General features: G+C 67.3%; 21 protein-coding genes and 1 pseudogene. 10 read left to right on the top strand and 12 right to left on the bottom strand.

Features of this window, described 5'->3' with window-relative positions; translation table 11 throughout:
• Nucleotides 1–114: 114 nt before the first annotated feature.
• Together DCN14_RS10760 and DCN14_RS10755 are read right to left on the bottom strand one after the other, a co-directional pair.
• Complete coding sequence (locus DCN14_RS10760; RefSeq protein WP_096508119.1) at nucleotides 115–738, bottom strand: HAD hydrolase-like protein; 624 nt, start codon at nucleotides 736–738, stop codon at nucleotides 115–117.
• 17 nt (nucleotides 739–755) lie between these two features.
• On the bottom strand, nucleotides 756–1490 hold the full coding sequence (locus DCN14_RS10755) for a substrate-binding domain-containing protein (protein WP_240327298.1): 735 nt from the start codon (nucleotides 1488–1490) through the stop codon (nucleotides 756–758).
• 207 nt (nucleotides 1491–1697) lie between these two features.
• On the opposite strand from DCN14_RS10755, the gene DCN14_RS10750 reads away from it, so the two are divergent.
• Nucleotides 1698–2159 carry a DUF4087 domain-containing protein gene (locus DCN14_RS10750; protein ID WP_205212583.1) on the top strand — a complete coding sequence of 154 codons (462 nt, stop codon included), beginning with the start codon at nucleotides 1698–1700 and terminating at the stop codon, nucleotides 2157–2159.
• 31 nt (nucleotides 2160–2190) lie between these two features.
• On the opposite strand, the gene DCN14_RS10745 is transcribed toward DCN14_RS10750, so the two are convergent.
• Both DCN14_RS10745 and DCN14_RS10740 read right to left on the bottom strand, forming a co-directional pair.
• A complete protein-coding gene (locus DCN14_RS10745; protein ID WP_096508116.1) occupies nucleotides 2191–2457 on the bottom strand; it encodes a Txe/YoeB family addiction module toxin in 267 nt (88 codons plus the stop codon).
• Nucleotides 2454–2714, bottom strand: a complete 261-nt coding sequence (locus DCN14_RS10740; protein ID WP_012366507.1) for a type II toxin-antitoxin system prevent-host-death family antitoxin — start codon at nucleotides 2712–2714, stop codon at nucleotides 2454–2456. Before DCN14_RS10740 ends, DCN14_RS10745 begins: the two co-directional genes overlap by 4 nt.
• 152 nt (nucleotides 2715–2866) lie before the next feature.
• On the opposite strand from DCN14_RS10740, the gene DCN14_RS10735 reads away from it, so the two are divergent.
• Both DCN14_RS10735 and DCN14_RS10730 read left to right on the top strand, forming a co-directional pair.
• Nucleotides 2867–3310, top strand: a complete 444-nt coding sequence (locus tag DCN14_RS10735; protein WP_096508115.1) for a GNAT family N-acetyltransferase — start codon at nucleotides 2867–2869, stop codon at nucleotides 3308–3310.
• A gap of 65 nt (nucleotides 3311–3375) precedes the next feature.
• Complete coding sequence (locus DCN14_RS10730) at nucleotides 3376–3594, top strand: DUF1653 domain-containing protein (RefSeq protein ID WP_006751720.1); 219 nt, start codon at nucleotides 3376–3378, stop codon at nucleotides 3592–3594.
• A gap of 67 nt (nucleotides 3595–3661) precedes the next feature.
• Here the strand turns inward: DCN14_RS10730 and DCN14_RS10725 are convergent, their stop codons facing one another.
• Both DCN14_RS10725 and DCN14_RS10720 read right to left on the bottom strand, forming a co-directional pair.
• A complete protein-coding gene (locus DCN14_RS10725; protein ID WP_096508114.1) occupies nucleotides 3662–4873 on the bottom strand; it encodes a crosslink repair DNA glycosylase YcaQ family protein in 1212 nt (403 codons plus the stop codon).
• Nucleotides 4874–5225: 352 nt separating this feature from the next.
• Nucleotides 5226–6614, bottom strand: coding sequence for an MFS transporter (locus DCN14_RS10720; RefSeq protein ID WP_096508113.1), 1389 nt, complete (start codon nucleotides 6612–6614; stop codon nucleotides 5226–5228).
• Nucleotides 6615–6943: 329 nt separating this feature from the next.
• On the opposite strand from DCN14_RS10720, the gene treA reads away from it, so the two are divergent.
• Entirely contained in the window at nucleotides 6944–8686 is a 1743-nt protein-coding gene (treA, locus tag DCN14_RS10715) for an alpha,alpha-trehalase TreA (RefSeq protein ID WP_096508112.1), read from the top strand.
• A 231-nt stretch (nucleotides 8687–8917) separates the two neighbouring features.
• On the opposite strand, the gene DCN14_RS39010 is transcribed toward treA, so the two are convergent.
• Nucleotides 8918–9067 (bottom strand): hypothetical protein, encoded by a 150-nt coding sequence (locus DCN14_RS39010; RefSeq protein WP_162826190.1) that lies wholly within the window; start codon nucleotides 9065–9067, stop codon nucleotides 8918–8920.
• A gap of 115 nt (nucleotides 9068–9182) precedes the next feature.
• A complete protein-coding gene (locus DCN14_RS10710; RefSeq protein WP_096508111.1) occupies nucleotides 9183–9452 on the bottom strand; it encodes a hypothetical protein in 270 nt (89 codons plus the stop codon).
• Between the two features lie 1069 nt (nucleotides 9453–10521).
• On the opposite strand from DCN14_RS10710, the gene DCN14_RS38395 reads away from it, so the two are divergent.
• Complete coding sequence (locus DCN14_RS38395; protein ID WP_172441946.1) at nucleotides 10522–10659, top strand: hypothetical protein; 138 nt, start codon at nucleotides 10522–10524, stop codon at nucleotides 10657–10659.
• Nucleotides 10660–10762: 103 nt separating this feature from the next.
• The gene (locus tag DCN14_RS10705) at nucleotides 10763–12409 is read left to right on the top strand and encodes an Nramp family divalent metal transporter (protein WP_096508110.1); all 1647 of its coding nucleotides are present in this window, start codon (nucleotides 10763–10765) and stop codon (nucleotides 12407–12409) included.
• A 97-nt stretch (nucleotides 12410–12506) separates the two neighbouring features.
• On the opposite strand, the gene DCN14_RS10700 is transcribed toward DCN14_RS10705, so the two are convergent.
• Nucleotides 12507–13418: a LuxR family transcriptional regulator gene (locus DCN14_RS10700; RefSeq protein ID WP_096508109.1), complete on the bottom strand. Its 912-nt coding sequence runs from the start codon at nucleotides 13416–13418 to the stop codon at nucleotides 12507–12509.
• Nucleotides 13419–13701: 283 nt separating this feature from the next.
• Between DCN14_RS10700 and DCN14_RS10695 the strand changes: the two genes are divergently transcribed.
• The 3 genes and pseudogenes from DCN14_RS10695 to asnB all read left to right on the top strand — a co-directional run bounded on the left by DCN14_RS10695 (nucleotide 13702) and on the right by asnB (nucleotide 16975).
• Nucleotides 13702–14535 (top strand): autoinducer binding domain-containing protein, encoded by an 834-nt coding sequence (locus DCN14_RS10695; RefSeq protein ID WP_096508108.1) that lies wholly within the window; start codon nucleotides 13702–13704, stop codon nucleotides 14533–14535.
• Between the two features lie 155 nt (nucleotides 14536–14690).
• Nucleotides 14691–14789: pseudogene (locus DCN14_RS39140) on the top strand (EscS/YscS/HrcS family type III secretion system export apparatus protein); the annotation flags it as partial.
• 218 nt (nucleotides 14790–15007) lie between these two features.
• Complete coding sequence (gene asnB / locus DCN14_RS10680; protein ID WP_096508106.1) at nucleotides 15008–16975, top strand: asparagine synthase (glutamine-hydrolyzing); 1968 nt, start codon at nucleotides 15008–15010, stop codon at nucleotides 16973–16975.
• Nucleotides 16976–17138: 163 nt separating this feature from the next.
• On the opposite strand, the gene DCN14_RS10675 is transcribed toward asnB, so the two are convergent.
• The 3 genes from DCN14_RS10675 to DCN14_RS10665 form a co-directional block, all read right to left on the bottom strand.
• Nucleotides 17139–17537 carry a winged helix-turn-helix domain-containing protein gene (locus tag DCN14_RS10675; protein ID WP_096508105.1) on the bottom strand — a complete coding sequence of 133 codons (399 nt, stop codon included), beginning with the start codon at nucleotides 17535–17537 and terminating at the stop codon, nucleotides 17139–17141.
• Nucleotides 17538–18049: 512 nt separating this feature from the next.
• The gene (locus DCN14_RS10670; protein WP_096508104.1) at nucleotides 18050–20260 is read right to left on the bottom strand and encodes a xanthine dehydrogenase family protein molybdopterin-binding subunit; all 2211 of its coding nucleotides are present in this window, start codon (nucleotides 20258–20260) and stop codon (nucleotides 18050–18052) included.
• Between the two features lie 2 nt (nucleotides 20261–20262).
• Complete coding sequence (locus DCN14_RS10665) at nucleotides 20263–20724, bottom strand: (2Fe-2S)-binding protein (RefSeq protein ID WP_096508103.1); 462 nt, start codon at nucleotides 20722–20724, stop codon at nucleotides 20263–20265.
• A 180-nt stretch (nucleotides 20725–20904) separates the two neighbouring features.
• Here DCN14_RS10665 and DCN14_RS10660 point away from each other — a divergent pair, with 180 nt between their 5' ends.
• The gene (locus tag DCN14_RS10660; RefSeq protein WP_096508102.1) at nucleotides 20905–21831 is read left to right on the top strand and encodes an AraC family transcriptional regulator; all 927 of its coding nucleotides are present in this window, start codon (nucleotides 20905–20907) and stop codon (nucleotides 21829–21831) included.
• The last annotated feature ends 8 nt before the right edge of the window (nucleotides 21832–21839 follow it).

Here is a 21839-nt window from a genome sequence, read left to right as displayed (position 1 = left end):
CGTCGCGTGCTTGAAATGGCGGCGGCATGCATGCGTGTCATTGCCGTTTCATCGTCGTGCGGGTAGAGCGCGCAGTGGATGCATAGCGCAGGAGTACCGTATGCGCGGCGTCGGTCACATGCGATCGAGCAACGCGTCGAGGCGCGGCAGCAGCGGCGTCGCGCAATGCTGCTGCAATGCGTCGGGTGCCGTGTAGCCCCATGCGACACCCAGGAACGCGATGCGTGCGCGGCGCGCCGCATCGGCATCGCGGATTTCGTCGCCGACGTACAGCACGTCGGCGGGTTGCATGCCCGCTTCGCGCACGAGCGCGCGCAGCCGGTGCGCCTTGCCGAACAACGGAATGCCGCACGCGAAGAGATCGACGTGACGGCTTGCGCGCGGCCCGAGCCGGTCGCGCACGATGTCCTCGGTGTTCGACGTCGCGATCGCGATGCGGATCCCGCGCGCGGCGAGCGCATCGAATGTGTCGTCGACGCCGGGGAACAGCTTCACCTGCGCAATGTGCGGCCGCATCAGGCGCCGCATGTCGACCGTCACGCGCGGCACTTTCCATATCGGCACGTCGAGCGCGCGGATGATCTCGCGCGCCGACATCCCGCGCAGCGCGGGGCGCAGTTCGGGCGTGGCGTCGCGAAAGCCGTGCAGGCGCGACGCCTGCGTCAGCGCCGCGAGAAAGCAGTCGAGCGAATCGGCGAGCGTGCCGTCGAAGTCGAACGCGATGAGCCGGTAGGACATGAAGCGATGCGGTAACGTTATTGCGCAGGCGACGAGGCGACCGAATCGAGCCCCGTTGCGTGCACAACCGGTTGTGCCTGCGGCGATGCGAGATAGTCGAGCAGCTTCCTCGCGTCGTCCGGATGCGCGGCGCCCACCGGAATGCCGCCCGCGAAACGCGTGACGGACTGCACCGATTCGGGCACCTTGCCCGCATACGTGATGCCGGCAACCGGCAGCAGCTCGCTGACCTGCTGGAAGCCGAGTTCGTAGTCGCCGTTCGCGACGACGGACGCCACCGGAATGCGCGGCACCATCGACGCCTTCGGTTTCACCTGGTCCTCGACGCCGAGCTTCCTGAACATTTCCTTCTCGATGTAGACGCCGCTCGCGCTGTCCGAATACGCGACCGATTTCGCGTGCAGCAGCACGTCCTTCAGCTTGTCGACGGTGCTGATGTCGGGCGTCGGCGCGCCGGCGCGCACGACCATGCCGATCCGCGAATCGGCGAGCTCCACGCGCGACGCGGGGATCACCTTGCCTTCCTTGATCAGCCGGTCGAGCGCGTAGCCGACCATGATCAGCGCGTCGGCCTGTTCGCCGCGCGCGAGGCGGTTCGGAATCGCTTCCTTCGATTCGCCCATCGACGGGCCGGAGATCGTGTCGAGCGTGTTGCCGGACGACGCGCTGAAGCGCGGGCCGAGTTGCTTGTACGCGGCAGTGAAGCCGCCGGAGATCATCACGCGCAGTTCGGCCGCGTCGGCCGGCAGCATCGCGGACGCAAGCGCGGCGGCGGCGAGCCAGCATGCCGCACGGCATGCGAACGGGCGGTGGCGGGTGGACGTAGTGAACGAGGCTCGGTCGCGCATTGAAGTGTCTCCTTCCAGTCTGTCGTTGTTGGCGGGCGACGCCGCAAAAGGGCTGCGCACAGGCTACCTGATTCGCCGGAATCCGTGCGTGGGGAGACCGGCGCGCAAAGGATGCATAAAGGGGGCGCGAAAGGCGGGTATGCTGTCGACGCTGCCGTTTCCCGCTGCTTCCTTTCGTCCGTATTCATCGATATGAAAATCGCTCGTATTCGCCTGGCGACTCGGGTTCTCGGTACGGTCTTCGCACTGGCCGTCGCGACGCACGCCGTCGCCGCTCCGGAAAAGCGCTGCGGATGGCTCGAGAATCCGACGCCGGCCAACTGGTGGCTGGTCGACAAGGACGACAGCTGGACGCTGTCGACGCAGGGCAGTCCGCCGGTGCCGGGCCTCGACGAGATGCCCGACATGTCGACGCATGGCTGGGTTGTCACCAACGCCGGGATGCATGGCTACGGCTGCGCATGCCTCGACCTGGAAATCGACCCACGCACCCGCGAGGTGACGCGGATCGTCGCGGCCCGGCCGCTGCCGTTGAAGCGTTGCAAGGCCGACCGCGCGCTGCCCGCGCCGTGAGCGGGGAAGGGGGGAGGCGGCGGGGTTGGCGCTACGCGTAGTGATAGCGGCAGGACACGATGCTGATCTGAAGATCGTCCGCTTCATAGACCAGACGGTTCGTATCGTCGATGCGGCGCGACCGGAATCCGGACAGATTCGCCTTCAGCGGTTCGGGTTTGCCGATACCTTCGAACGGCGTCCGTTGGGCTTCGCGAATGAGCTGGTTGATGCGCTTGAGCGTCTTGCGGTCTTGCCCCTGCCAATAAACGTAGTCGTCCCACGCGTCGGATGTAAAGAGCACACGGCGGACGCTCATTCATCGTCCTCCGCGAGCTTGTGCTCTTTCGCCTTGCCCTTGCGCAATTGCGCGATCGAGCGTTCGAGGTGGGCGACATTGGCCGGCGAACGAAGCAGGTGAACCGTCTCCATCAGGCTGTCATAGTATTCCTGCGACATGATGACTGCGTTTGGCGCGTCGCGACGCGTGATGAGCGTCACATCCGCATCGTCGACGACCTGATCGATGACCGTCTTCAGATTGCCGCGAGCATCCGAAAAGTGAATCGTGCGCATGGTCTGCCTCACTTGTACTTAAAACTGTACAAGTATAACACGGGCGGAATTATTGTACGGATTGTTGTACATGTCGAATCGCACGCCGCTTGTCGCCCGCCCCGCACCGCGCTATCGTGGCTGCTCCGCCCCGATCCGACCGGAGAGCCGACGTGCCCGCTGCCACCCCTGCCACGCTGAGATTTTCCACCGACAAGCGCGAACTCGACATCGACGCGATCTTCGATTTCCTGCATCGCGACGCATACTGGTCGCAGGGCATTCCGCGCGACGTCGTCGAGCGCGCGATCGAAGGGTCGCTGTGCTTCGGCGCGTATGTCGGCGACCGGCTCGTCGGGTTTGCGCGGCTCGTCACCGATCACGCGACGTTCGCGTACCTGTGCGACGTGTTCGTGTTGCCGGCCGAGCGCGGCAACGGCTACGGCCGCGCGCTGATCGACCACGTCTTCGCACAGCCGATGGTGCAGGGCCTGCGCCGCATCATGCTGGTGACGACCGATGCGCACGCGTTGTACCGTCCGGTCGGCTTCGGGCCGTCCGCGAATCCCGAACGGCTGATGGAGATCCGCCGCCCCGACATCTACGCGAAACGCTGATGCGCGGCGAGCGCATACGAGCGCATACAATACGCGCTTTCGTTTTTGCCGAAGGAAAGCAGATCATGACCGAACAGGAAGCCGAACAGCTCGCCACGCATCGCCACTACAAGGGCGGGCTGTATCGCTACATCGGCGTCGCCCGTCATTCCGAAACCGAGGAATCGGTGGTCGTGTACGAGCATCTGTGGCCGCATGCGCGCGGTCTGTGGGTGCGGCCGGAAGCGATGTTCAACGAGAACCTGCCGGACGGCACGCCGCGTTTTCGCAAGCTGCGCGACTGAGCGGCAGCAGGCGACGTTCGCGCAAGCGCAGCGTGCATCGTCGCCTGCCAACGCAACGACGCGGGCGTCACGCGCCTGCCAGCGCCTTCTCCAGCTCCGGCGGCGCGTGCGCGACCGTCACCGCGGGCGTCCCGTGCCATGCCGCAAGCTTTTTCACGGCCTTCGCGACATCGGCCGCGAGCCCCGCGCCGAACCGCACGCCGGGCTCGACATGGAACGCCTTCAGCTCGAACGTGCCGAGCACGCGATGCGCCTTTGCGTCGACGCGCCCGATCAGCCGGCCGCGATGCAGCACCGGCAGGCAGAAATAGCCGTAGCGCCGCTTGTGCGCGGGCGTATAGCACTCGATCGTGTAGTCGAACCCGAACAGCGTCGAGGCGCGCCGCCGGTCCCACACCACCGGATCGAACGGCGACAGCAGCGTCGTGACCGTCGAGCGCAGCGTGTCGGCCGCGGCGGCCGGCAGCAGCGATTCGAGCGAGCGATGCACGTAGGCCGGCTCTTTCCAGCCGGCGATCTCCACCGGAATCAGGTCGCCCGCGTCGGCGAGCCGATCGAGCTCCGCGCGGTATGAACGGCGCGGCAGCCGATAGTAGTCGGCCACCCAGTCCGCCCGCACGACGCCGAGCGCGCGACACGTGTGGTCGAGCAGCGCGGGCAGCACGGCTTCGCGCGGCGGCAGGTCGCGCGCATCGTCCCAGCCGGGCAGCACGCGCTCGCGCACGTCGTACACACGCTGGAAGTTGCGGCGCTCGGACACCATCAGGTCGCCGGTCGTGAACAGCACTTCGAGGTGTTTCTTCTCCGGCTTGCGGTCCCACCAGCCGTTGCCCTTCGCGCCGTCTTCACGGATGAAGTCCGCCGAGCGCACCGGGCCTTCGTCGCGAATCCGCGCGAGCAGCCGTTCGATGTCGGGGCGATTCTGCGCGTGCCATTCCGCTGCGTATTTCCAGCCCATCCCCGACGGATCGAGCATCTTGTAGCGCATCAGTCCGAACTGCTCGACGGGCAGGAAGCACGCCTCATGCGACCAGTATTCGAACAGGCGCGCCTCGGCGAGATGTTCGTCGAGCCACTGCGGGGTGAAGTTGCCGAGGCGGCTGAACAGCACGAGATACGGGCTGCGCGCGACGACGTGAATGGTATCGATCTGTAACTGCGCCATCCGGCGGATCGTGTCGAGCACGTCGGCCTTGGTCGCCTTGCGGCGCGGCGGAGTCAGCAGGCCCTGCGCGGCGAGATGCAGCGCGCGGGCGGCGGCGGGCGAGAGCATAAGCATCGGAACGGCGGCTGAGGGTGGCGGTCGGGCACCACTTTAGCGCGAAAGCGGCACGCGTGTGCGGCGCGGGCGCGTGCCGGCGTCTGACAATGGTTGACAGATGCGCGGCGCGAGTTTCCCTATAGTGCAGTCATGGCGCGACGAAATGTGCGCGCAACGATTCCGCTTCCGACGCACATATGTCAATGGCACGCAGGAAGCGAATCCGGGATTCTCAACCCCCAACGAGAGACCCGGAGCCCTGAGCGGACATCCATGCGGCTGTGCACCGGCCCCGAGTGGATGTCCGCTGATTTTTTTGTTTGTCCGGTTTTCCCCGCCGACTTCTCCGACCTTTCTCCCGCCCGCCCGTTTATTGCCGCTTGCCGCGCGCGACTTCGTCGCCGGCGCCGGGCGGCAGCCGCCGCGTGATCGGAATCGATGCGAACGAGCACAGCCCGACCACGACGAACGCCGGCCAGAAATCCGACCACACCATCGTCTGGTGTCCTTGCAACCAGTGCGAGATGTGCAGCACGAGGCCCGCGACCGTCACACCGAGCCCGAGCGACATCTGCTGCACGACGCTGCCGAGGCTGGTGGCGCGGCCCGCGTCGCTTTGCGAGATGTCCGCGTAGATCATCGAATTCAGGCTGGTGAACTGCAGCGCGGGGAAAATGCCGCCGACCAGCACGATCGTCCAGATCGCCCAGGTCGACATGCCCGGATGGAACAGGCCGTAGGCGGCGATCGCGAGCCCGGCGAACGCCGCGTTGTAGATCAGCACCGTGCGAAAGCCGAAGCGGCGCAGCGTATGCGTGGCTGTCGAGCGGCTCACCGCGCCGCCGAGCGCGGACGCGCACGTGATCAGGCCGGAATGGAACGCGCTCATCCCGAGCCCTTCCTGCAGTGCGAGCGGCAACAGGAACGGCACCGCGCCGAGGCCGATCCGGAACAGCGACCCGCCGACCACGCTCGCGTGGTACGTCGGAATTTTCAGGAAGCTGAGGTCGAGCACCGGGCGCTCCTTGCGGCGCGCATACGGCACGTAGAGCGCGAGCATCGCGGCACCCGCCACGCACATCATGATCGCGTTGCCGCGCGACGTGAGCGAACCGTCGATCAGCGTCAGCCCCATCAGCAGCAGCGCCGCGCCGCTCGCTGACAGCAGGAAGCCGAACCAGTCGAGCGGGCCGGGATCGGGCTCGTGCGTGTTCGCGATGTGCTTGCTCGCGAGGTAGATCCCGTAGATCCCGATCGGCACGTTGATGAAGAAAATCATCCGCCAGTGCAGATAGGTCGTGATGAAGCCGCCGACGAGCGGCCCGAACGTGGGCCCGAACAGCGCGGGAATCGCGAGGTAGTTCATCGCGCGCACGAGATCGGCGCGCGACACCGCGCGGAAGATGATGATCCGGCCGACCGGCACCATCATCGCGCCGCCGACGCCTTGCACGAAGCGCGCGAACGTGAGCAGACCGAGGGAATTGGATGCCGCGCACATCAGCGAGCCGGCGACGAAGATGCCGATCGCGGTGCGGAATACGGAGCGTGCGCCGAAGCGGTCGGCGAGCCATCCGCAAATCGGAATGAACACGCCGAGGCCGACCACGTAGGCCGTGATCGCAATGTTCAGGGTGACGGGGCTGTGCCCGAAGTCCCTCGCCATCGCGGGCAGCGCGGTGACGATGATGTTCGCGTCGACGCTTTCCATGAACAACGCACAGGCAACGATGAGCGGTGCTAGAAAGACGGGCGACATGGGCAGGGCGCGCGGTAAAGACGCCATTATGCCCACAATGTGGTCGTTGCGTCACGCGAGACAACGCTTGTTCCGCATGTTGCAACAGTCGTTCCTGCTACGGCGTTTCGGAAAAGAGACGACCGCCGCCGCGGCGCGGAACATGACACGACACATGACGGCGACGGGCGGGCACGGCAGCGAAGCTTGCATGCGCTGCGCGTTTCGTGCGACAGTCGACGCTCATCTGCGGAATACAACCACGCGCATCGATCGACGGCCATCGAGACGGGCGCACGCGCGAACGAGACCCTGCCGATCCACTCACCATCGAAAGGAGGGGACACGTCATGACGTCACGTCGTGCCGCATCGACCGAATCGCATCGCGCATCGCAACCCGACTCGCACTCGCATCCGTTCCTGCCCGCGCCGCGTCTGCGCTGGGCGGCCGTCATGGCCGTCGCGTACCTGGCCGTTGCCGGCTGCGCTGCACAGGCCGACAGCGCGAACCGGGCCGCCGCACGACCGGCAGCGCAGGCTTCCGCGCCCGCCACGGCGGCGTTCACGAGCCCCGCATCCGGCACGCTGCTGCCGCCGCCGAGCCAGCTTTACGGCGACCTGTTCGTCGCGGTGCAGACGGCCCAGCTCTATTCCGACCAGAAGACCTTCGTCGATGCGACGCCCGATACCGATCCCGCGACGATCGTGCAGTTGTATCAGCAACAAAAATCGCAGCCGGGCTTTTCGCTGAAGGCGTTCGTCGACCAGCACTTCACGCCGCCGCCCGACGGCGGGGTCACGCCGCCGGCGAACCAGACGCTGCGCCAGCACATCGACTGGTTGTGGCCGCAACTCACGCGCGCGAGCGCGACGGTACCGCCGTACAGTTCGCTGATCCCGATGCCGAAGCCGTACGTGGTGCCCGGCGGCCGCTTCCGCGAAGGCTACTACTGGGATACCTATTTCACGATGCTCGGGCTGCAGGTGTCGGGCCGCGAGGATCTCGTCGACGACATGCTCGACAACTTCGCGCACCTGATCGACACGGTCGGCCACATCCCGAACGGCAACCGCACGTACTATGCGAGCCGCTCGCAGCCGCCGTTCTTCGCGTACATGGTCACGCTCGCCGCGCAGGCCGAGGGCGACCAGGTCTACCAGAAATACCTGCCGGAGCTGCGCAAGGAGTATGGGTACTGGATGCAGGGCGAAACCACGACGCCGCGCGGGCAGGCCGCGCGCCACGTGGTCGCGATGCCCGACGGCGCGGTGCTGAACCGCTACTGGGACGCGAGCGACACGCCGCGCGACGAATCGTATCTGGAGGACGTCACGACGGCGAAGGCCGTGCCGAACCGTCCGGCCAACGCGGTGTACCGCGACCTGCGCGCGGGTGCCGAAAGCGGCTGGGACTACAGCTCGCGCTGGTTCGGCGACGGCAAGACGCTCGCGACGATCCGCACGACGTCGATCGTGCCGGTCGACCTGAACAGCCTGATGTTCCACCTCGAACGCACGATCGTGAAGGGCTGCACGGTATCGCACGACGTCGCGTGCGTGACGGACTTCTCCGGGCGGGCGGCGCGCCGCGCGGCCGCGATCAACCGCTATCTGTGGAACCGTCACGGCTATTACGGCGACTACGACTGGCAACTGCGCAAGCCGCGCGACGCGGTGTCGGCCGCCGCGCTGTATCCGCTGTTCACGGGCGTCGCATGGCCCGAGCGCGCGAAGGCGACCGCGCGCGAGGTGCGCAAGACGTTGCTGCAGCCGGGCGGCCTTGCGACGACGACCGGGAACACGGGCCAGCAGTGGGACGCGCCGAACGGCTGGGCGCCGCTGCAGTGGATCGCGATCGAAGGGCTGCGCCGCTACGGCGAACCGGCGCTCGCGAAGGACATCGGCACGCGCTTCCTGGCCGACGTGCGGCACGTATACGCGACCGAAGGCAAGCTCGTCGAGAAGTACGTGGTCGAAGGTGCCGGCGAGGGCGGCGGCGGTGGCGGCGAATATCCGCTGCAGGACGGCTTCGGCTGGACCAACGGCGTCACGCTGAAGCTGCTCGGGCTGTACGGCGACGATGGACAGTAGCGGGCAGCAGCGGACAAGTCGCCGGCACGAATAGGCGGGACCGGGCGCGACCGGGCGCACGGGCCGGATCACGGCGCAAGCGGTGTCCGGCCCGTGTCGCGTCCGCGATGCGTCAGAACGTGACCGCCGAGCACGTCGCGCAGGCCGCCCATGTCGCCGAGCAGGTTCGAACGCGCGCAGACCGGTGGGGCCGGCGCGGCAGCATCGGCGGCCTGCGCGGGGGCGGCGGCGTCACTGGTGCCGCTGCCCGGTTCGACGGCAGCAGCAGCGGCTTGTGGGCGCCGATTGCGCGAACGCCGGCGCGGCGGCGAGCGACAACAGCCGCGCGGCCAGTGCGTCGATGCGCGATGCGCACAGTGCGGGCTCGACGCGATTCTTCATGCGGGCTCCATGGGTTAATTGATTAGTTAAACTGATGAGTTGGAAAAATCGGACGATCCGGTGTGCGCGGACGGCGCGTGGCGCGTGGCACGCGGCCGCCCGGTTGCGGATGCGCTTACGGCAGCCAGCCGCCGATACGCCACACCTGCGCGAAGCCGACCCGCGATGCGACCGAGCAGAGCAGCGCGACGAGCGCGACGGCGGCGGCCATCGCGCCGAGCAATGCGCAATCGAGCGGGCGGGGCGCTGCCGGCAGGTGCGCGAGCGCCGTGCCGCGCCAGTTGCCGAATGCGTGGGCGAGCGGTGAGAGGGCCGAAACGAACGAGCGGTCGCATGCGATGTGGACGAGCCGCTTGAGTCTGAGCGCGAACGATTGAAAGGACATGACGCTGCCTCCGTCCGGTCCGGCGCATGCCGGACGACGTGAACGAGCGCGGGCGCATGACGCGACCTGCGATCGGAGGGTGGAACGTAACGGAGCGTGCGACGGGCGAACCGGCGAGGCCGGCCCGGGAGGACGCGCGCTAACCCGGCGAATGCGAGCCAGCGGCGTAAGACATGCGTCTGGCTGCTATCTCGCGATGGCTTGGCCGGCCTGGACCGGCATCGAACTGCAACTAGAGCATGTGTCCACGGAGGGACTCCCTTGATGAATTGGGGCGGATTGTAGTCGCGAGTTTTGCTGCGGTGCAAGTAAAAAACGCATAAAACCAGGGCGCGTGGCGAGGGCGCCGCAGCCGATCGCTCCGGCACGGGCGGGCCGCGACGATGGGTACGACGCGGGGCGGCGCCCCGTTGTTCGTACGCGTCGCTCGCGTTGCGCACGACGCAGACTGAAAGGTTGCGGCGCGTGTTTTCGAGGGGCAATCTTTCAGTGCGGCAATGTGCGAAATTTATTTCGCGAAATGGGGTTTCAAGGGGTTGACTTCACTTTCGGGGCGTCCATAGAATCCGCCATCTTCACTCTTGGGGCCGCCGCCTTGGACGCCTGCAGTAGTCGATCTTCGAACGAAGTTTCCGCCTGAGCGACCGACGTCCGCGCCTCATCGAAGCCGCCGTTTGTCACCCAGGCAAACGGTGCGCGCAGCAGTACGCCGCAGTAACTCCCTACGTGCACCCTGATTCGCGCCGGTTAGCGTGATGCGTTTTCGCATGCGCCGTCCGGTTTTGCCGCCGCCTGGCAGGCGGCCGTATTCGCGCATCCCGCTTCCGGGCCCGCGAATGCCGGCCCGCACGCCGTGCGGCGGTCAACCGTGTTCGCTGGAACACCGCACAGGAGCCGCCATGAACGACAGTGACAGTTGTCCCTTATGCCCGTTGCACCAACAGACCCTTTTGAACCCGGGTCGCGGGGACACGCCGGCTCACTAGCCTGACACGACGTTCAGGCCCCGGACTGGCCCCGCGCCCACCACGCGGCCGGCACGCACGCCGTCGCCGCCAGGAGCCAGACCATGAACTTCGGCCTTCTGCTGTCGAATCTTCCGCACGTCACGGAATCGCGCCTGCACTACGACACGATGCTGACGCTCGACGCCCGTCCGCGGGTGTTCTCCCGTCTGCTGAACCGCCTGAAAGCGTTGATCCGCTGAAGCCGCGCCGAGCGCGCCTCGGCATGCGCACGCGGACGCCGTCCGCGCGCGTATTCCAAGGTCGGACGCTTGCCCGATAAAAATCAGCCGTACGGAATTCATCATGTCCACGCCATCCAACGTTTCTCCACCGATCGCCGTCGAACGCAGCGCCGTGCTCGACGAAGCCCACCTGGGCGACATCCGCGGTGCGCTCGGCACGATCTCGCACCACGACACCGCCGCGCGTGGCACGTGGTGGGCGCGCCTGCGCACGCTGCTCGCGATCATCGGCCCCGGCCTCATCGTGATGGTCGGCGACAACGATGCCGGCGCGTTCGGCACCTATACGCAGGCCGGCCAGAACTACGGCACGACGCTGCTGTGGACGCTGCTGCTGCTCGTGCCGGTGCTGTACGTGAACCAGGAAATGGTGCTGCGCCTGGGCGCGGTCACCGGCGTCGGTCATGCGCGCCTGATCTTCGAGCGCTTCGGCAGGTTCTGGGGCGCGTTCAGCGTGATCGACCTGTTCCTGCTCAACGCGCTGACGATCGTCACCGAGTTCATCGGCATCACGTTCGTGCTCGCTTTCTTCGGATTGCCGAAGGTAGCCGGTGTGTGCGTGGCCGCGGCATTGACGATGGCCGCGGTGAGTACCGGCGACTTCAGGCGCTTCGAACGGTTCGCGATCGTGCTGTGCGTGCTGAGCCTGATCCTCGTGCCGGTGCTGGTGACGATCCACCCGCCGGTCGCGCAGATGTCGCGCGATTTCTTCATGCCGAACTGGCCCGCGCACGCAAAGTTGTCCGACGTGATGCTGCTCGTGATCGGTATCGTCGGCACGACGGTCGCGCCGTGGCAGTTGTTCTTCCAGCAGAGCTACGTGATCGACAAGCGCATCACGCCGCGCTTCATGAAGTACGAGAAGGTCGACCTGTGGATCGGTATCGCGTTCGTGCTGATCGGCGCGGTCGCGATGATCGGCTTCAGCGCCGCGCTGTTCGGCGGTCATCCGGAAGCGGGTAACTTCACCGACGCCGGCGGCGTGATCGCGGGCCTCGAGAAGTATGCGGGCCGCACGAGCGCGACGCTGTTCGCGATCGCGCTGCTCGACGCGTGCATCATCGGCGCGGCGGCGGTGTCGCTGTCGACCGCCTACGCGATCGGCGACGTGTTCAAGATCCGTCATTCGCTGCATCGCGGCGTGTCGGATGCGAAGGGCTTCTATCTCGTCTACTTCGGCATCGTCGCGGCGGCCGCTGCGCTGGTGCTGATTCCGGGCAGCCCGCTCGGCCTGCTGACCGAAGCGGTGCAGACGCTCGCGGGCGTGCTGCTGCCGAGCGCGACGGTGTTCCTGCTCGTGCTCTGCAACGACCGCCAGGTGCTCGGCCCGTGGGTCAACTCGACGAAGCTCAACGTGTTCACGGGCGCGGTGATCTGGGTGCTGGTGCTGCTGTCGATCATCCTGACCGCATCGGTGATGTATCCGGACATCAGCGGCGAAGCGATCGTCGACGTGCTGGTCGGCGGCACGGTGTTCGCGATCGCGGGGTATCTCGCGACGGTGCTGATCCGTCGCAACAAGCGCGTCGTCGAGCCGGGCATCGACCGGTCGCTGCGCAGCACGTGGCGCATGCCGCCGCTCGACACGCTCGAGCCGCAGAAGATGACGGTCGCGACGCGCGTCTGGATGGCCGTGCTGCGCGGCTATCTGGTGATCGCGGTCGGTCTGGTGATCGTCAAGGTCGTGCAGATGACGCTGCTGAAGTAACGGCGATCGTCTGTCTGGAAGCGGCGCCGCACCGCAACCCGCATATGCCGGCCCGCGAGGCCGGCATATGCGGGTTGCGCGGGACGGTGCGCGCGCGTCAGATCAGTTCGAGCTTCGACGTCAGGTACGTGAGCTGGATCCGGTTCGCGACGCCGAAGCGTTTGCGCAGCTTGCGCAGGTGATAGTCGACGTTGTGCGCGCTGGTGTCGAGGCGCCGCCCGATTTCCTTGTCGGACGCGCCTTCCGCGATGCCGAGCAGCAGCTCCTGCTCGAACGGCGTGAGCCCGTTGACCGCGCGCTCGCGCGACGTCGCGATCAGTTGCGGCGATGCGAACTTGTGCACCGACAGCCCGATCGACAGCGCCTGCTCGATCGTCGCCGGCGTGATCCATTCGCGCGTGCGGCGCGGCGCGGTGAAGCTCATGAACGCATGCAGCCGCGTGCCGGGCACGGCCATCGAATACATGATGCCGCTGCACATGCCGTCGTCCTGCATCGTCTGCAGGAAGCCGTCGAGCGCGGCCGGCGCGACGCGCGGGCCGGCGTCGCGTTCGCGCTCGCGATGTTCGCGGCGCAGTTGCTGCAGGTCCCACACGATCGGCATGTTGCACACGCGCGCGTCGAGCGTGCGCGGATCGATGTCGTGATGGTTGTGGCGCACGTAGTCGCCGCGATAGGTGGCGGGCGTGAATGCCTCGTGAAGATACAGACTTTCGACGCGCTCGCGCGCGAATTCGAGCGCGAAGTACGCAAACGTCGAGAAGCCCGTCAGATGCAGCAGGCTCGCGACGATCCGGCTGCGCTCCGCGGTGCTCTGCGCATGGGCGAGCGTCTCGGCGACGCCGAGCTTCGGCGCATTCGGTTGCGCGACGCCGCCGTGCTTCACGTCGTCGCACCAGACGACCTGCACCGGGCGCGCGCTCGATGCGTCGGGGCACGCGGCCGTGCAACGCGGCGTACGGGACAAGGTTGGGGCGACCGCTTCTTCATGCACTGCAATGTCGGACATGAGCCATCCTCGGAATCGACGCGCATCGCCTGACGGCGGCCGTATCGTGTACGGCGTTCGCGGCGGTGCGATCGAGCATCGTTGTGGTATGCGCCGATCGTCATCCCTGACGAAACGCGGGGACATTGTACAAAAATGCCAGTGTGCACGTAATATGCCGTAATATTCATTGCGGCGAAAGATTCATATTCGCGTCCATACAGAGACGACCCGAAGTTATTCATAAAGAAAAGACCAGATCGTGACGGGGCAGGTTCACATATTGGGAAAGGGTGGGCTCCTCATGACGTACGCTGACGACGCGCCACGCGTCGAGTGGTTCTCGCAAGCCGAGATCGCGGCCACTGCCGCTTATTCGAAAGAAATTCAATCAGTCGATCGCGACGTTTTTACCGGCGCGCAATTGGTGTCCGGTAAATCCGACCTTGCTTCAGTCGATTTCGCACAATGCCGTGAGCGCTTGCGGCAAATCGGTTTCAGCACGCTCGGTTACGGCGCATACGAGATGATCGGGCGGCGCATTCTGTGCGCGCATCTGCTGCGCGACCTCGCGCCCGCGACGTTCATGCAGCCGTATATCGACGCAATGCTGTACGAGAGCGACCCGCGCTTCGCACAGGTGCGCCAGAGCGGCTTGCCGGTCGCGTGGCGGCTCGACGAGATCGAGGCGGCCGCGCACGGCAGCGGCGATCGCAAGGTGCTCGCGCTGGCCGGCCATCTGCGTGCGCACGCGATGAACAGCGGCGTGATCTTCGGTTTGTCCGCGCCGCGGCTCGACCTGCGCGTCGCGGTGAACGTGACGTCGGAAACCGACGGCACCGAATGGATCGACGATCGCGTGATCGGCGGTGCGCTGTCGGTGTGTCTCGCGGTGCATCGCGTCGCGCTGCCGTTTCTCGAAGCGCGCATCGCGCGCATGCGCGGCTTCGCGCTCGGCGACGAACAGCAGCAGGTGCTCGAGCGTCTCGTGCACGGGCTGTCCGACCAGGAGATCGCCAGCGCGCTGCGCACGTCGCTGCACAAGGTCGGTCACCATATCCGCTCGCTCGAAAAACTCTTCAACGTCCAGAACCGCGCGCAGCTCGCGTATCTCGCCGCACGACGTCTGGAGTCCTGAATTCATCCGCGGATGTGCTGCGGCCACTACGCGTCGTGCCGTGCGGGCGGAGCTCGCAGGAGAAGATCGGGAACGCGGTGCGGGGCAATCTCGCGCCGTCGACGGCTGTGGAGCACGGTCGGGCAGGGCATCGGCATCGCGATGCGGCCGATCGCGTGATGGTCGCGCTCGTGCTGCGGCCGGATTGGCCCGGCAGCGAGATGCTGCGCTTTGCGCAGCCGGCGCTGGCACGTACGTTCGTTTCTTCCACTTGAACCCCGTCATGCGTCGCTCCGATCCGGTTGCACCCGCGGCGCCTGCAGCGGGCCGCGTCGCGGTGCTTGACGCCGGTTTTTTTCCGGTCGTGGGCGGCATTCATCCATGAATTATTGCTGATTTATTTCTTCGTAATATGGCTCGACCGTGAGGCGGACGGTCGGCCGCAAGGTCGTGCCGCGCGTGACGGAACAGGTCAACAGGGGCGGACAAATCAATGTGCGGAATCGACGGCTTTCTGAATAGCGTCGCCTTCGATGAGGAGACAGCGCGCGGCACGCTCGCGCGGATGACGACGAGCCTCGCGCATCGCGGGCCCGACGGGCAAGGCATCTGGGTCGACCCGGAAGCCGGCATTGCGCTCGGCCACCGGCGGCTCGCGATCGTCGATCTGTCGGTGCACGGCCGGCAGCCGATGGCTTCCGCGTGCGGCCGTTACGTCATGGTCTTCAACGGCGAAATCTACAACCATCGCGAGTTGCGCGCGGAGCTCGAGCGCGCGGGTCGCGCACCGGCGTGGCGCGGCCACTCCGACAGCGAGGTACTGATCGCGGCGATCGCCGCATGGGGCGTCGAGGCGACGCTGCGGCGCGCGACCGGCATGTTCGCGTTCGCGCTGTGGAATCGTGCGTCGCGGGTGCTTACGTTCGCACGCGACCGGATCGGCGAGAAGCCGCTCTATTACGGCCGGATCGGCGACGCGCTGGTGTTCGCGTCGGAGCTCAAGGCGCTGCGCGGCTATCCGGGTTTCGACGGCGCGATCGATCGCGATGCGCTGTGCCTGTATCTGCGCCAGTCGAGCGTGCCCGCGCCGCATACGATCTATCGCGGCATCAGCAAGCTGCCGCCGGGCACCTACATCCAGTTCGAGCATGCGCGCGACATGCCGCGCGTGCGCGCGTACTGGACGCTCGAGCAGGCGATCGAAGCGGGGCGCGAGGCACCGTTCGACGGCAGCGCCGACGATGCCGTCGGGCAGCTCGACGCGATCTTGCGCCAGGCGGTTGCGCGGCAGATGGAAGCCGACGTGCCGCTCGGCGCGTTCCTGTCGGGCGGCGTCGATTCGTCGGCGATCGTCGCGCTGATGCAGGCGCAATCGGCGCATCCCGTCGATACGTTCACGATCGGTTTTCACGAGGCCGGCTACGACGAGGCCGGTTATGCGAAGGCGGTGGCGCGCCATCTCGGCACGCGGCACACCGAACTCTACGTGACGGCCGATCACGCGCTCGGCGTCGTGCCGAAGCTGCCGGCGATCTACGACGAGCCGTTCGCCGACGCGTCGCAGATCCCGACCTTCCTCGTGTCGGAGCTGACGCGCCGGCACGTGAAGGTGAGCCTGTCCGGCGACGGCGGCGACGAACTGTTCGGCGGCTATACGCGCTACTTCCTGACGCCGCGCCTGTGGCGCAAGCTGCATCGCGTGCCGGCGGCGGTGCGTGCGCGGATCGCCGCCGCGCTGCATGCGTTGCGCCCCGATCACGCGGATCAGCTCGCGGCGGTCGCGCAGGGCGCGTGGGGCGGCGTGGAGGCACGCGAATCGGCGGCGCGCATCGGCGACCGGCTGCACAAGCTCGGCCACGTGATGACGGCCGAGAGCCGGATCGGCCTGTACCGGCTGCTGATGTCGTCGGTGCACCATCCGGAGCGTCTCGCGCTCGCCGGCCAGGAGCCGCCGACGCCGCTCGATACGGTGTCCGCGTGGCCCGCGCACCTGAGCTTCGCCGAACAGGCGATGGCGATCGACACGCTCACGTATCTGCCGACCGACATTCTCGCGAAGGTCGATCGCGCGGCGATGGCGGTGAGCCTCGAGACGCGCATGCCGTTCCTCGACCATCACGTCGTCGAATTCGCGTGGCGGCTGCCGGCGTCCGTGCGCTTGCCGGAAGGGCAGTCGAAGGCGCTGCTGCGCCGGTTGCTGGACCGGTACGTGCCGTCGGCGCTGATCGACCGGCCGAAGCAGGGATTCTGCGCGCCCGTCGATCACTGGCTGCGCGGTGCGTTGCGCGACTGGGCCGAGGCGCTGCTGCAGCCGTCGCGGCTGCGCGACGAGGGGTTTTTCGACGCGCAGGCGGTCGAGCGGCTGTGGCGGCAGCACCAGACGGGCCGGATGAACTGGCAGCACCCGTTGTGGACGGTGCTGATGTTCCAGGCGTGGCTCGACGCGCAGCGCGCCGGGTGAAGCGGGGCGCCGACAAAGGCGACCGCCGCCCGGACGCGGCGGTCGTGTCGCGGCGCGGCAGGCGTGCCGGGTCGCGATGCGCTGCACGGCGGGGGCGCAGCGCGTCGGGGGGAGCCTTGCCGGCGCGCCGCGCAGCGGCGGCGTGCGGGTTGGCCGCTACGCGTTACGCGTAGTCGGCGGCCATCGCCAGCTGCGGCGCGGCGCGCAGGATCGGCGCCGCGTCGTGGCGTTCGACGTGCGTCATGGCCGCACCGAACAGCACCAGCCGATAGCCGACCGCGTAGATCGGGATGATCCGCAGGTTCTTGTCGTGATCGAGCTGCAGCTTCGAACGGATGCGCGAGATATGGGTGTCGAGCGTGCGCGACGACACGCTGAGCTCGCGGCCCCAGACCGCTTCCTGGATCGCTTGCCGCGGCACGATCTTGTTCATGTTGTCGAGCAGGAATTCGACGACGTCGAATTCGCGCGGGGTTACGTCGATGACTGTGTTGTCGATTTCGATCGTGCGGCGCACGAAGTTGATTTTTATGTTGTCGATGTACAGGTATTTGCAATCCATGTTGGCCCTCGCATGTCCGTAAAGGAGTGTTTGCGGGAACATGTGCTGCAACTTTCGGGCCAGGGGTGGCCTGCCGGGAAGCGACGGTCGCCGGCGGCGGTGCGATCGGCCTGCCGGCCTTGAATTTAAAAGAATTTTTAACGCGGGAGGCGTGGCGGTAGTGGAAGGGTCGGAGCTACATTGAAGGATTGTTACGTAGCGTGAAGCGGGAACGTTACGTGCGTTACGGGCGGCGTAACGTCGGAACGGGCGGGTGATGAAGCGGATCGGACGGGGGGCGGTCGTGGGGGAAGAACATGGGGAAAAACCCTCCGTGAAACCCTACATTGAACCCGACATCGAAGCATGACGACTGTCGCTACTTTCGAGCCATTGTTTCCCGAGGCTCTGGCCGGAGGTTGAACAGGGGTGAGCGGCCGCGGCGCATCGTCGCCGGTCGCGGCTTGACCGTACCCGGTACCGAAAGCCGGCCGCGCGACGTCCCCGCCCCGCGGCCGGCCTTCCACCCGCCATCAAGCCTTCGCGGTATCCGCCGAATCGAACGGCAGCACGTAATGCCGCTTGCCCGTCGCCGCGAAGATCGCGTTGGCCACCGCCGGTCCGACCGGCGCGACCCCAGGCTCGCCGACGCCGGTCGGCGCCTCGGCCGACGGCACGATGTGCACCTCGACCTTCGGCATCTCCGCCATCCGCAGCACATGGTAGCCGTCGAAGTTGCGCTGCTCGACCTGGCCGTCCTTCAGCGTGATCGCGCTGTGCAGCACCGCGCCGAGGCCGAAGCCGATCCCGCCTTCCATCTGCGCGGCGACGATGTCGGGATTGATCGCGATCCCGCAGTCGACCGCGCATACCACGCGCTCGACCTTCACCTTGCCGTCGGCGTCGACCGACACCTCGGCTACCTGCGCGACGTAGCTCTTGAACGCCTCGGCGACCGCGATGCCGCGCCCGCGGCCCTTCGGCAGCGGCGTTGCCGGATCCCAGCCGGCCTTCTGCGCGGCCAGATCCAGCACGGCGCGCATGCGCGGCTCCTTCGCGAGCAGGTCGCGGCGGAACAGGTACGGATCCTTGCCGGCCGCGTGCGCGGCCTCGTCGACGAACGCCTCGACCGCGTAGGCCGTGTGCGAACTGCCGACCACGCGCCACCACAGCACGGGCAGGCCGACCTTGGTGGTGGTGAGCTCGACCGACACGTTCGGCACCGCATACGGCAGGTTCGCCGCGCCCTCGACCGACGTCGCGTCGATCCCGTTCTTGACCATGAACGCCTCGAACGGCGTGCCGGCAAGGATCGACTGGCCGACGATCCGGTGACGCCAGCCGACCAGCCGTCCGTCCGCGGTCAGCCCGGCGTCCATCTTGTGGAAGTACATCGGGCGATAGAAGCCGCCCTGGATGTCGTCCTCGCGCGTCCACTGCAGCTTGACCGGCTTGCCGTCCGCGCCGAGCGCCTTCGCGATCGACACGGCCTCGACCACGTAGTCCGACCACGCGTTCGCGCGCCGGCCGAAGCTGCCGCCCGCATACAGCGTGTGGATCCGCACCTGCTCGGGCTTCAGGCCCGCGACCTTGGCCGCGTTGCCCTGGTCGACCGTCTGGAACTGGTCGCCGGCCCAGATCTCGCAACTGTCGGCGCTCAGCTTGACGACGGCGTCGAGCGGCTCCATCGGCGCGTGCGCGAGATACGGGAATTCGTACGTCGCGCTGACCTTGCGCGCGGCGCCGGCGATCGCCGCGTCGGCATCGCCGTCCTTGCGCGCCGACGCGCCGGGCTTGTCGGCGAGCTGCCGGTATTCGCGCATGATCTCGTCCGAGCCGCGCTTTTCGGCGTGCGCGTCGTCCCATTCGACCTTCAGCGCGTCGCGCCCCTGTTTCGCGGCCCAGAAGCCGGTCGCGACGACCGCGACGCCGTGCGGCACCTGCACGACCGACACCACGCCCGGCACGGCCTTCGCAGCCGTCGCGTCGAACGACTTGACCGTCGCGCCGAAGCGCGGCGGGCGCTGCAGCAGCGCGACGCGCATGCCGGGGAAGGTGGTGTCGAGCGTGAAGTGCGCGGTGCCGTTCGATTTCGCCGATGCGTCGACGCGCGGAATGCGATGGCCGATCAGCCTGAAATCGGCCGGCTGCTTCAGCACGACCTTGTCGGGCACCGGCAGTTTCGACGCGTCGGCCACCAGCGTGCCGTACGCGGCCGTCTTGCCGCTTTTCGCGTGCGTGACGACGCCGTCGGCGGTGCTCAGCTCGCTCGCCGGCACTTTCCAGCGCGCGGCGGCGGCCGATACCAGCATCGCGCGCGCCTTGCCGCCCGCTTCGCGCAGCTGCTGCCACGAGTTCGACATGGCCGAACTGCCGCCCGTGCCCTGCATCGTGCCGAACGCGAGGTTCGCGTAGCGCTTCGCATCGGCCGGCGCGCTTTCGACGCGCACGTTCGACCAGTCGGCGTCGAGCTCCTCGGCGACGATCGTCGCGATGCCCGTGTACGCGCCCTGGCCGAGTTCGACGTGTTTGGCGATCACGGTCACGGCGCCGTCGGGCGTGATGCGCAGGAACGCGTTCGGCGCGAAGTCGGCGGCCGGCGGCGTCGCGGCGAGCGCGCGGCGGCCGAGGCCGGCCCATTCGAAGCCGATCGTCAGGCTGACCGCGGCCGCGGCGCCCGCGGCTTTCAGGAACGTGCGGCGCGACGGTCGCACCGAACCGGGATTGTCGAGTTCGATCGTCATGGTCAGGCTCCCAGCGTCGCGGCCGCGTCGTGGATCGCGGCCCGGATGCGGGCGTAGGTCGCACAGCGGCAGATATTGCCGTTCATCGCGGCATCGATGTCCGCGTCGGTCGGCTTCGGGTTTTGTTCGAGCAGCGCGGTGGCCGACATGATCTGGCCGGACTGGCAGTAGCCGCACTGCGGCACCTGCAGCTTGACCCAGGCGGCCTGCACGGCGTGCGCGGGCTTGCTCTGCAGCCCTTCGATCGTCGTGACGTGCTTGCCCGCGATGCCGGCGAGCGGCAGCACGCACGAGCGCACGGGCTGGCCTTCGAGATGGACGGTGCACGCGCCGCACTGCGCCATGCCGCAGCCGAATTTCGTGCCGGTCAGCCCCGCGTGTTCGCGGATCGCCCAGAGGACGGGCATCGACGGATCGGCGTCGAGCGTGACGCTCTTGCCGTTCAGGACAAACGTGGTGGGCATTTTTTGTCTCCGTGGGGAAAACCCGGCGTACGCCGGATCAGGTGGCAGTGTGCGCGAGCGCCCGATTTTTCCGGCTACCCAATCCTGCAAATTTATTGAACAATCCTGCAAATCCCCGGCGCGTCGCGAGCCGTTTCGCTATGCTCCCGCGACACTGGGAAATGAATCGAGGATGGCGTCATGGACATGACCGATATCGCGGCGTCGCGCGAATCCGGGCGGCGCGAGCTGGCCTCGCTGATCGGCCGCTTCGCGCCGACGGACGGCTCGCACTCGACGGCCGTGCCGGCGCTGCTGCTGCACCGGCACGCGCATCCGGTCGATCTCGGCTGCGGCGTGTCGCGCGCCGCGCTCGTGATCGCCGCGCAGGGCGCGAAGCGCGTCATCGTCGCCGGCCAGGCTTACGAATACGATACGCAGAACTGCCTGATTACGTCGATCGACTTGCCGATCCTCTCGCGCGTGACGCAGGCTTCGCCCGATGCGCCTTACCTTTGCCTGTCGCTGACGCTCGATCCGCAGCGCATCGTCGAGCTCGCGGCCGAGATGCGGCTGCCGGAGCCCGACGCGGGCCCCGAGGGCGAAGGCATCGCGCTCGCCGAACTCACGCCGCCGCTGCTCGATGCCGCGCTGCGGCTGTTGCGGCTGCTCGACACGCCGGCCGACATTCCGGTGGTCGCGCCGCTGATCGAAAAGGAGCTGCTGTACCGGCTGATGACGAGCGGGCAGGGCACGCGGTTGCGGCACATGGCCGTCGCGGGCAGCCAGACGCACCGGATCGCGCGCGCGATCGAATGGATCCGCGATCACTACGCGGAACCGATGCGCGTCGACACGCTCGCGCAGGCGGTCAACATGAGCGTGTCGTCGCTGCACCATCACTTCAAGCACGTGACGACGCTGAGCCCGTTGCAGTACCAGAAGCAGTTGCGGCTGCACGAGGCGCGGCGGCTGTTGCTGCACCAGGGCGGCGACGTCGGGTCGGTGGCTGCGACCGTCGGCTACGAAAGCGCGTCGCAGTTCAGCCGCGAATACAGCCGGCTGTTCGGCGCGCCGCCGATGCGCGACGTCGTGCACCTGCGCCGGAAGGAACTGCTCGGCACGTAGCGGCGCGG

This window comes from Burkholderia sp. IDO3 (assembly GCF_003366075.1).
GTDB lineage: Bacteria > Pseudomonadota > Gammaproteobacteria > Burkholderiales > Burkholderiaceae > Burkholderia > Burkholderia anthina.
Note: the sequence above shows the minus strand (reverse complement) of the source record. Positions and strands in the feature narration are given on the sequence as shown.

Coding starts and splice junctions, on each gene's coding strand:
- DCN14_RS10740 (WP_012366507.1), bottom strand. CDS start 2,714: ATGCGCACGATTCACTTTTCGGATGCTCGCGGCAATCTGAAGACGGTC.
- DCN14_RS10670 (WP_096508104.1), bottom strand. CDS start 20,260: ATGACGATCGAACTCGACAATCCCGGTTCGGTGCGACCGTCGCGCCGC.
- DCN14_RS10675 (WP_096508105.1), bottom strand. CDS start 17,537: ATGGATTGCAAATACCTGTACATCGACAACATAAAAATCAACTTCGTG.
- DCN14_RS10730 (WP_006751720.1), top strand. CDS start 3,376: ATGACCGAACAGGAAGCCGAACAGCTCGCCACGCATCGCCACTACAAG.
- DCN14_RS39010 (WP_162826190.1), bottom strand. CDS start 9,067: ATGAAGAATCGCGTCGAGCCCGCACTGTGCGCATCGCGCATCGACGCA.
- DCN14_RS38395 (WP_172441946.1), top strand. CDS start 10,522: ATGAACTTCGGCCTTCTGCTGTCGAATCTTCCGCACGTCACGGAATCG.
- DCN14_RS10700 (WP_096508109.1), bottom strand. CDS start 13,418: ATGTCCGACATTGCAGTGCATGAAGAAGCGGTCGCCCCAACCTTGTCC.
- asnB (WP_096508106.1), top strand. CDS start 15,008: ATGTGCGGAATCGACGGCTTTCTGAATAGCGTCGCCTTCGATGAGGAG.
- DCN14_RS10710 (WP_096508111.1), bottom strand. CDS start 9,452: ATGTCCTTTCAATCGTTCGCGCTCAGACTCAAGCGGCTCGTCCACATC.
- DCN14_RS10725 (WP_096508114.1), bottom strand. CDS start 4,873: ATGCTTATGCTCTCGCCCGCCGCCGCCCGCGCGCTGCATCTCGCCGCG.
- DCN14_RS10720 (WP_096508113.1), bottom strand. CDS start 6,614: ATGTCGCCCGTCTTTCTAGCACCGCTCATCGTTGCCTGTGCGTTGTTC.
- DCN14_RS10755 (WP_240327298.1), bottom strand. CDS start 1,490: ATGCTGCCGGCCGACGCGGCCGAACTGCGCGTGATGATCTCCGGCGGC.
- DCN14_RS10660 (WP_096508102.1), top strand. CDS start 20,905: ATGGACATGACCGATATCGCGGCGTCGCGCGAATCCGGGCGGCGCGAG.
- treA (WP_096508112.1), top strand. CDS start 6,944: ATGACGTCACGTCGTGCCGCATCGACCGAATCGCATCGCGCATCGCAA.
- DCN14_RS10760 (WP_096508119.1), bottom strand. CDS start 738: ATGTCCTACCGGCTCATCGCGTTCGACTTCGACGGCACGCTCGCCGAT.
- DCN14_RS10695 (WP_096508108.1), top strand. CDS start 13,702: ATGACGTACGCTGACGACGCGCCACGCGTCGAGTGGTTCTCGCAAGCC.
- DCN14_RS10665 (WP_096508103.1), bottom strand. CDS start 20,724: ATGCCCACCACGTTTGTCCTGAACGGCAAGAGCGTCACGCTCGACGCC.
- DCN14_RS10750 (WP_205212583.1), top strand. CDS start 1,698: ATGCATAAAGGGGGCGCGAAAGGCGGGTATGCTGTCGACGCTGCCGTT.
- DCN14_RS10745 (WP_096508116.1), bottom strand. CDS start 2,457: ATGAGCGTCCGCCGTGTGCTCTTTACATCCGACGCGTGGGACGACTAC.
- DCN14_RS10705 (WP_096508110.1), top strand. CDS start 10,763: ATGTCCACGCCATCCAACGTTTCTCCACCGATCGCCGTCGAACGCAGC.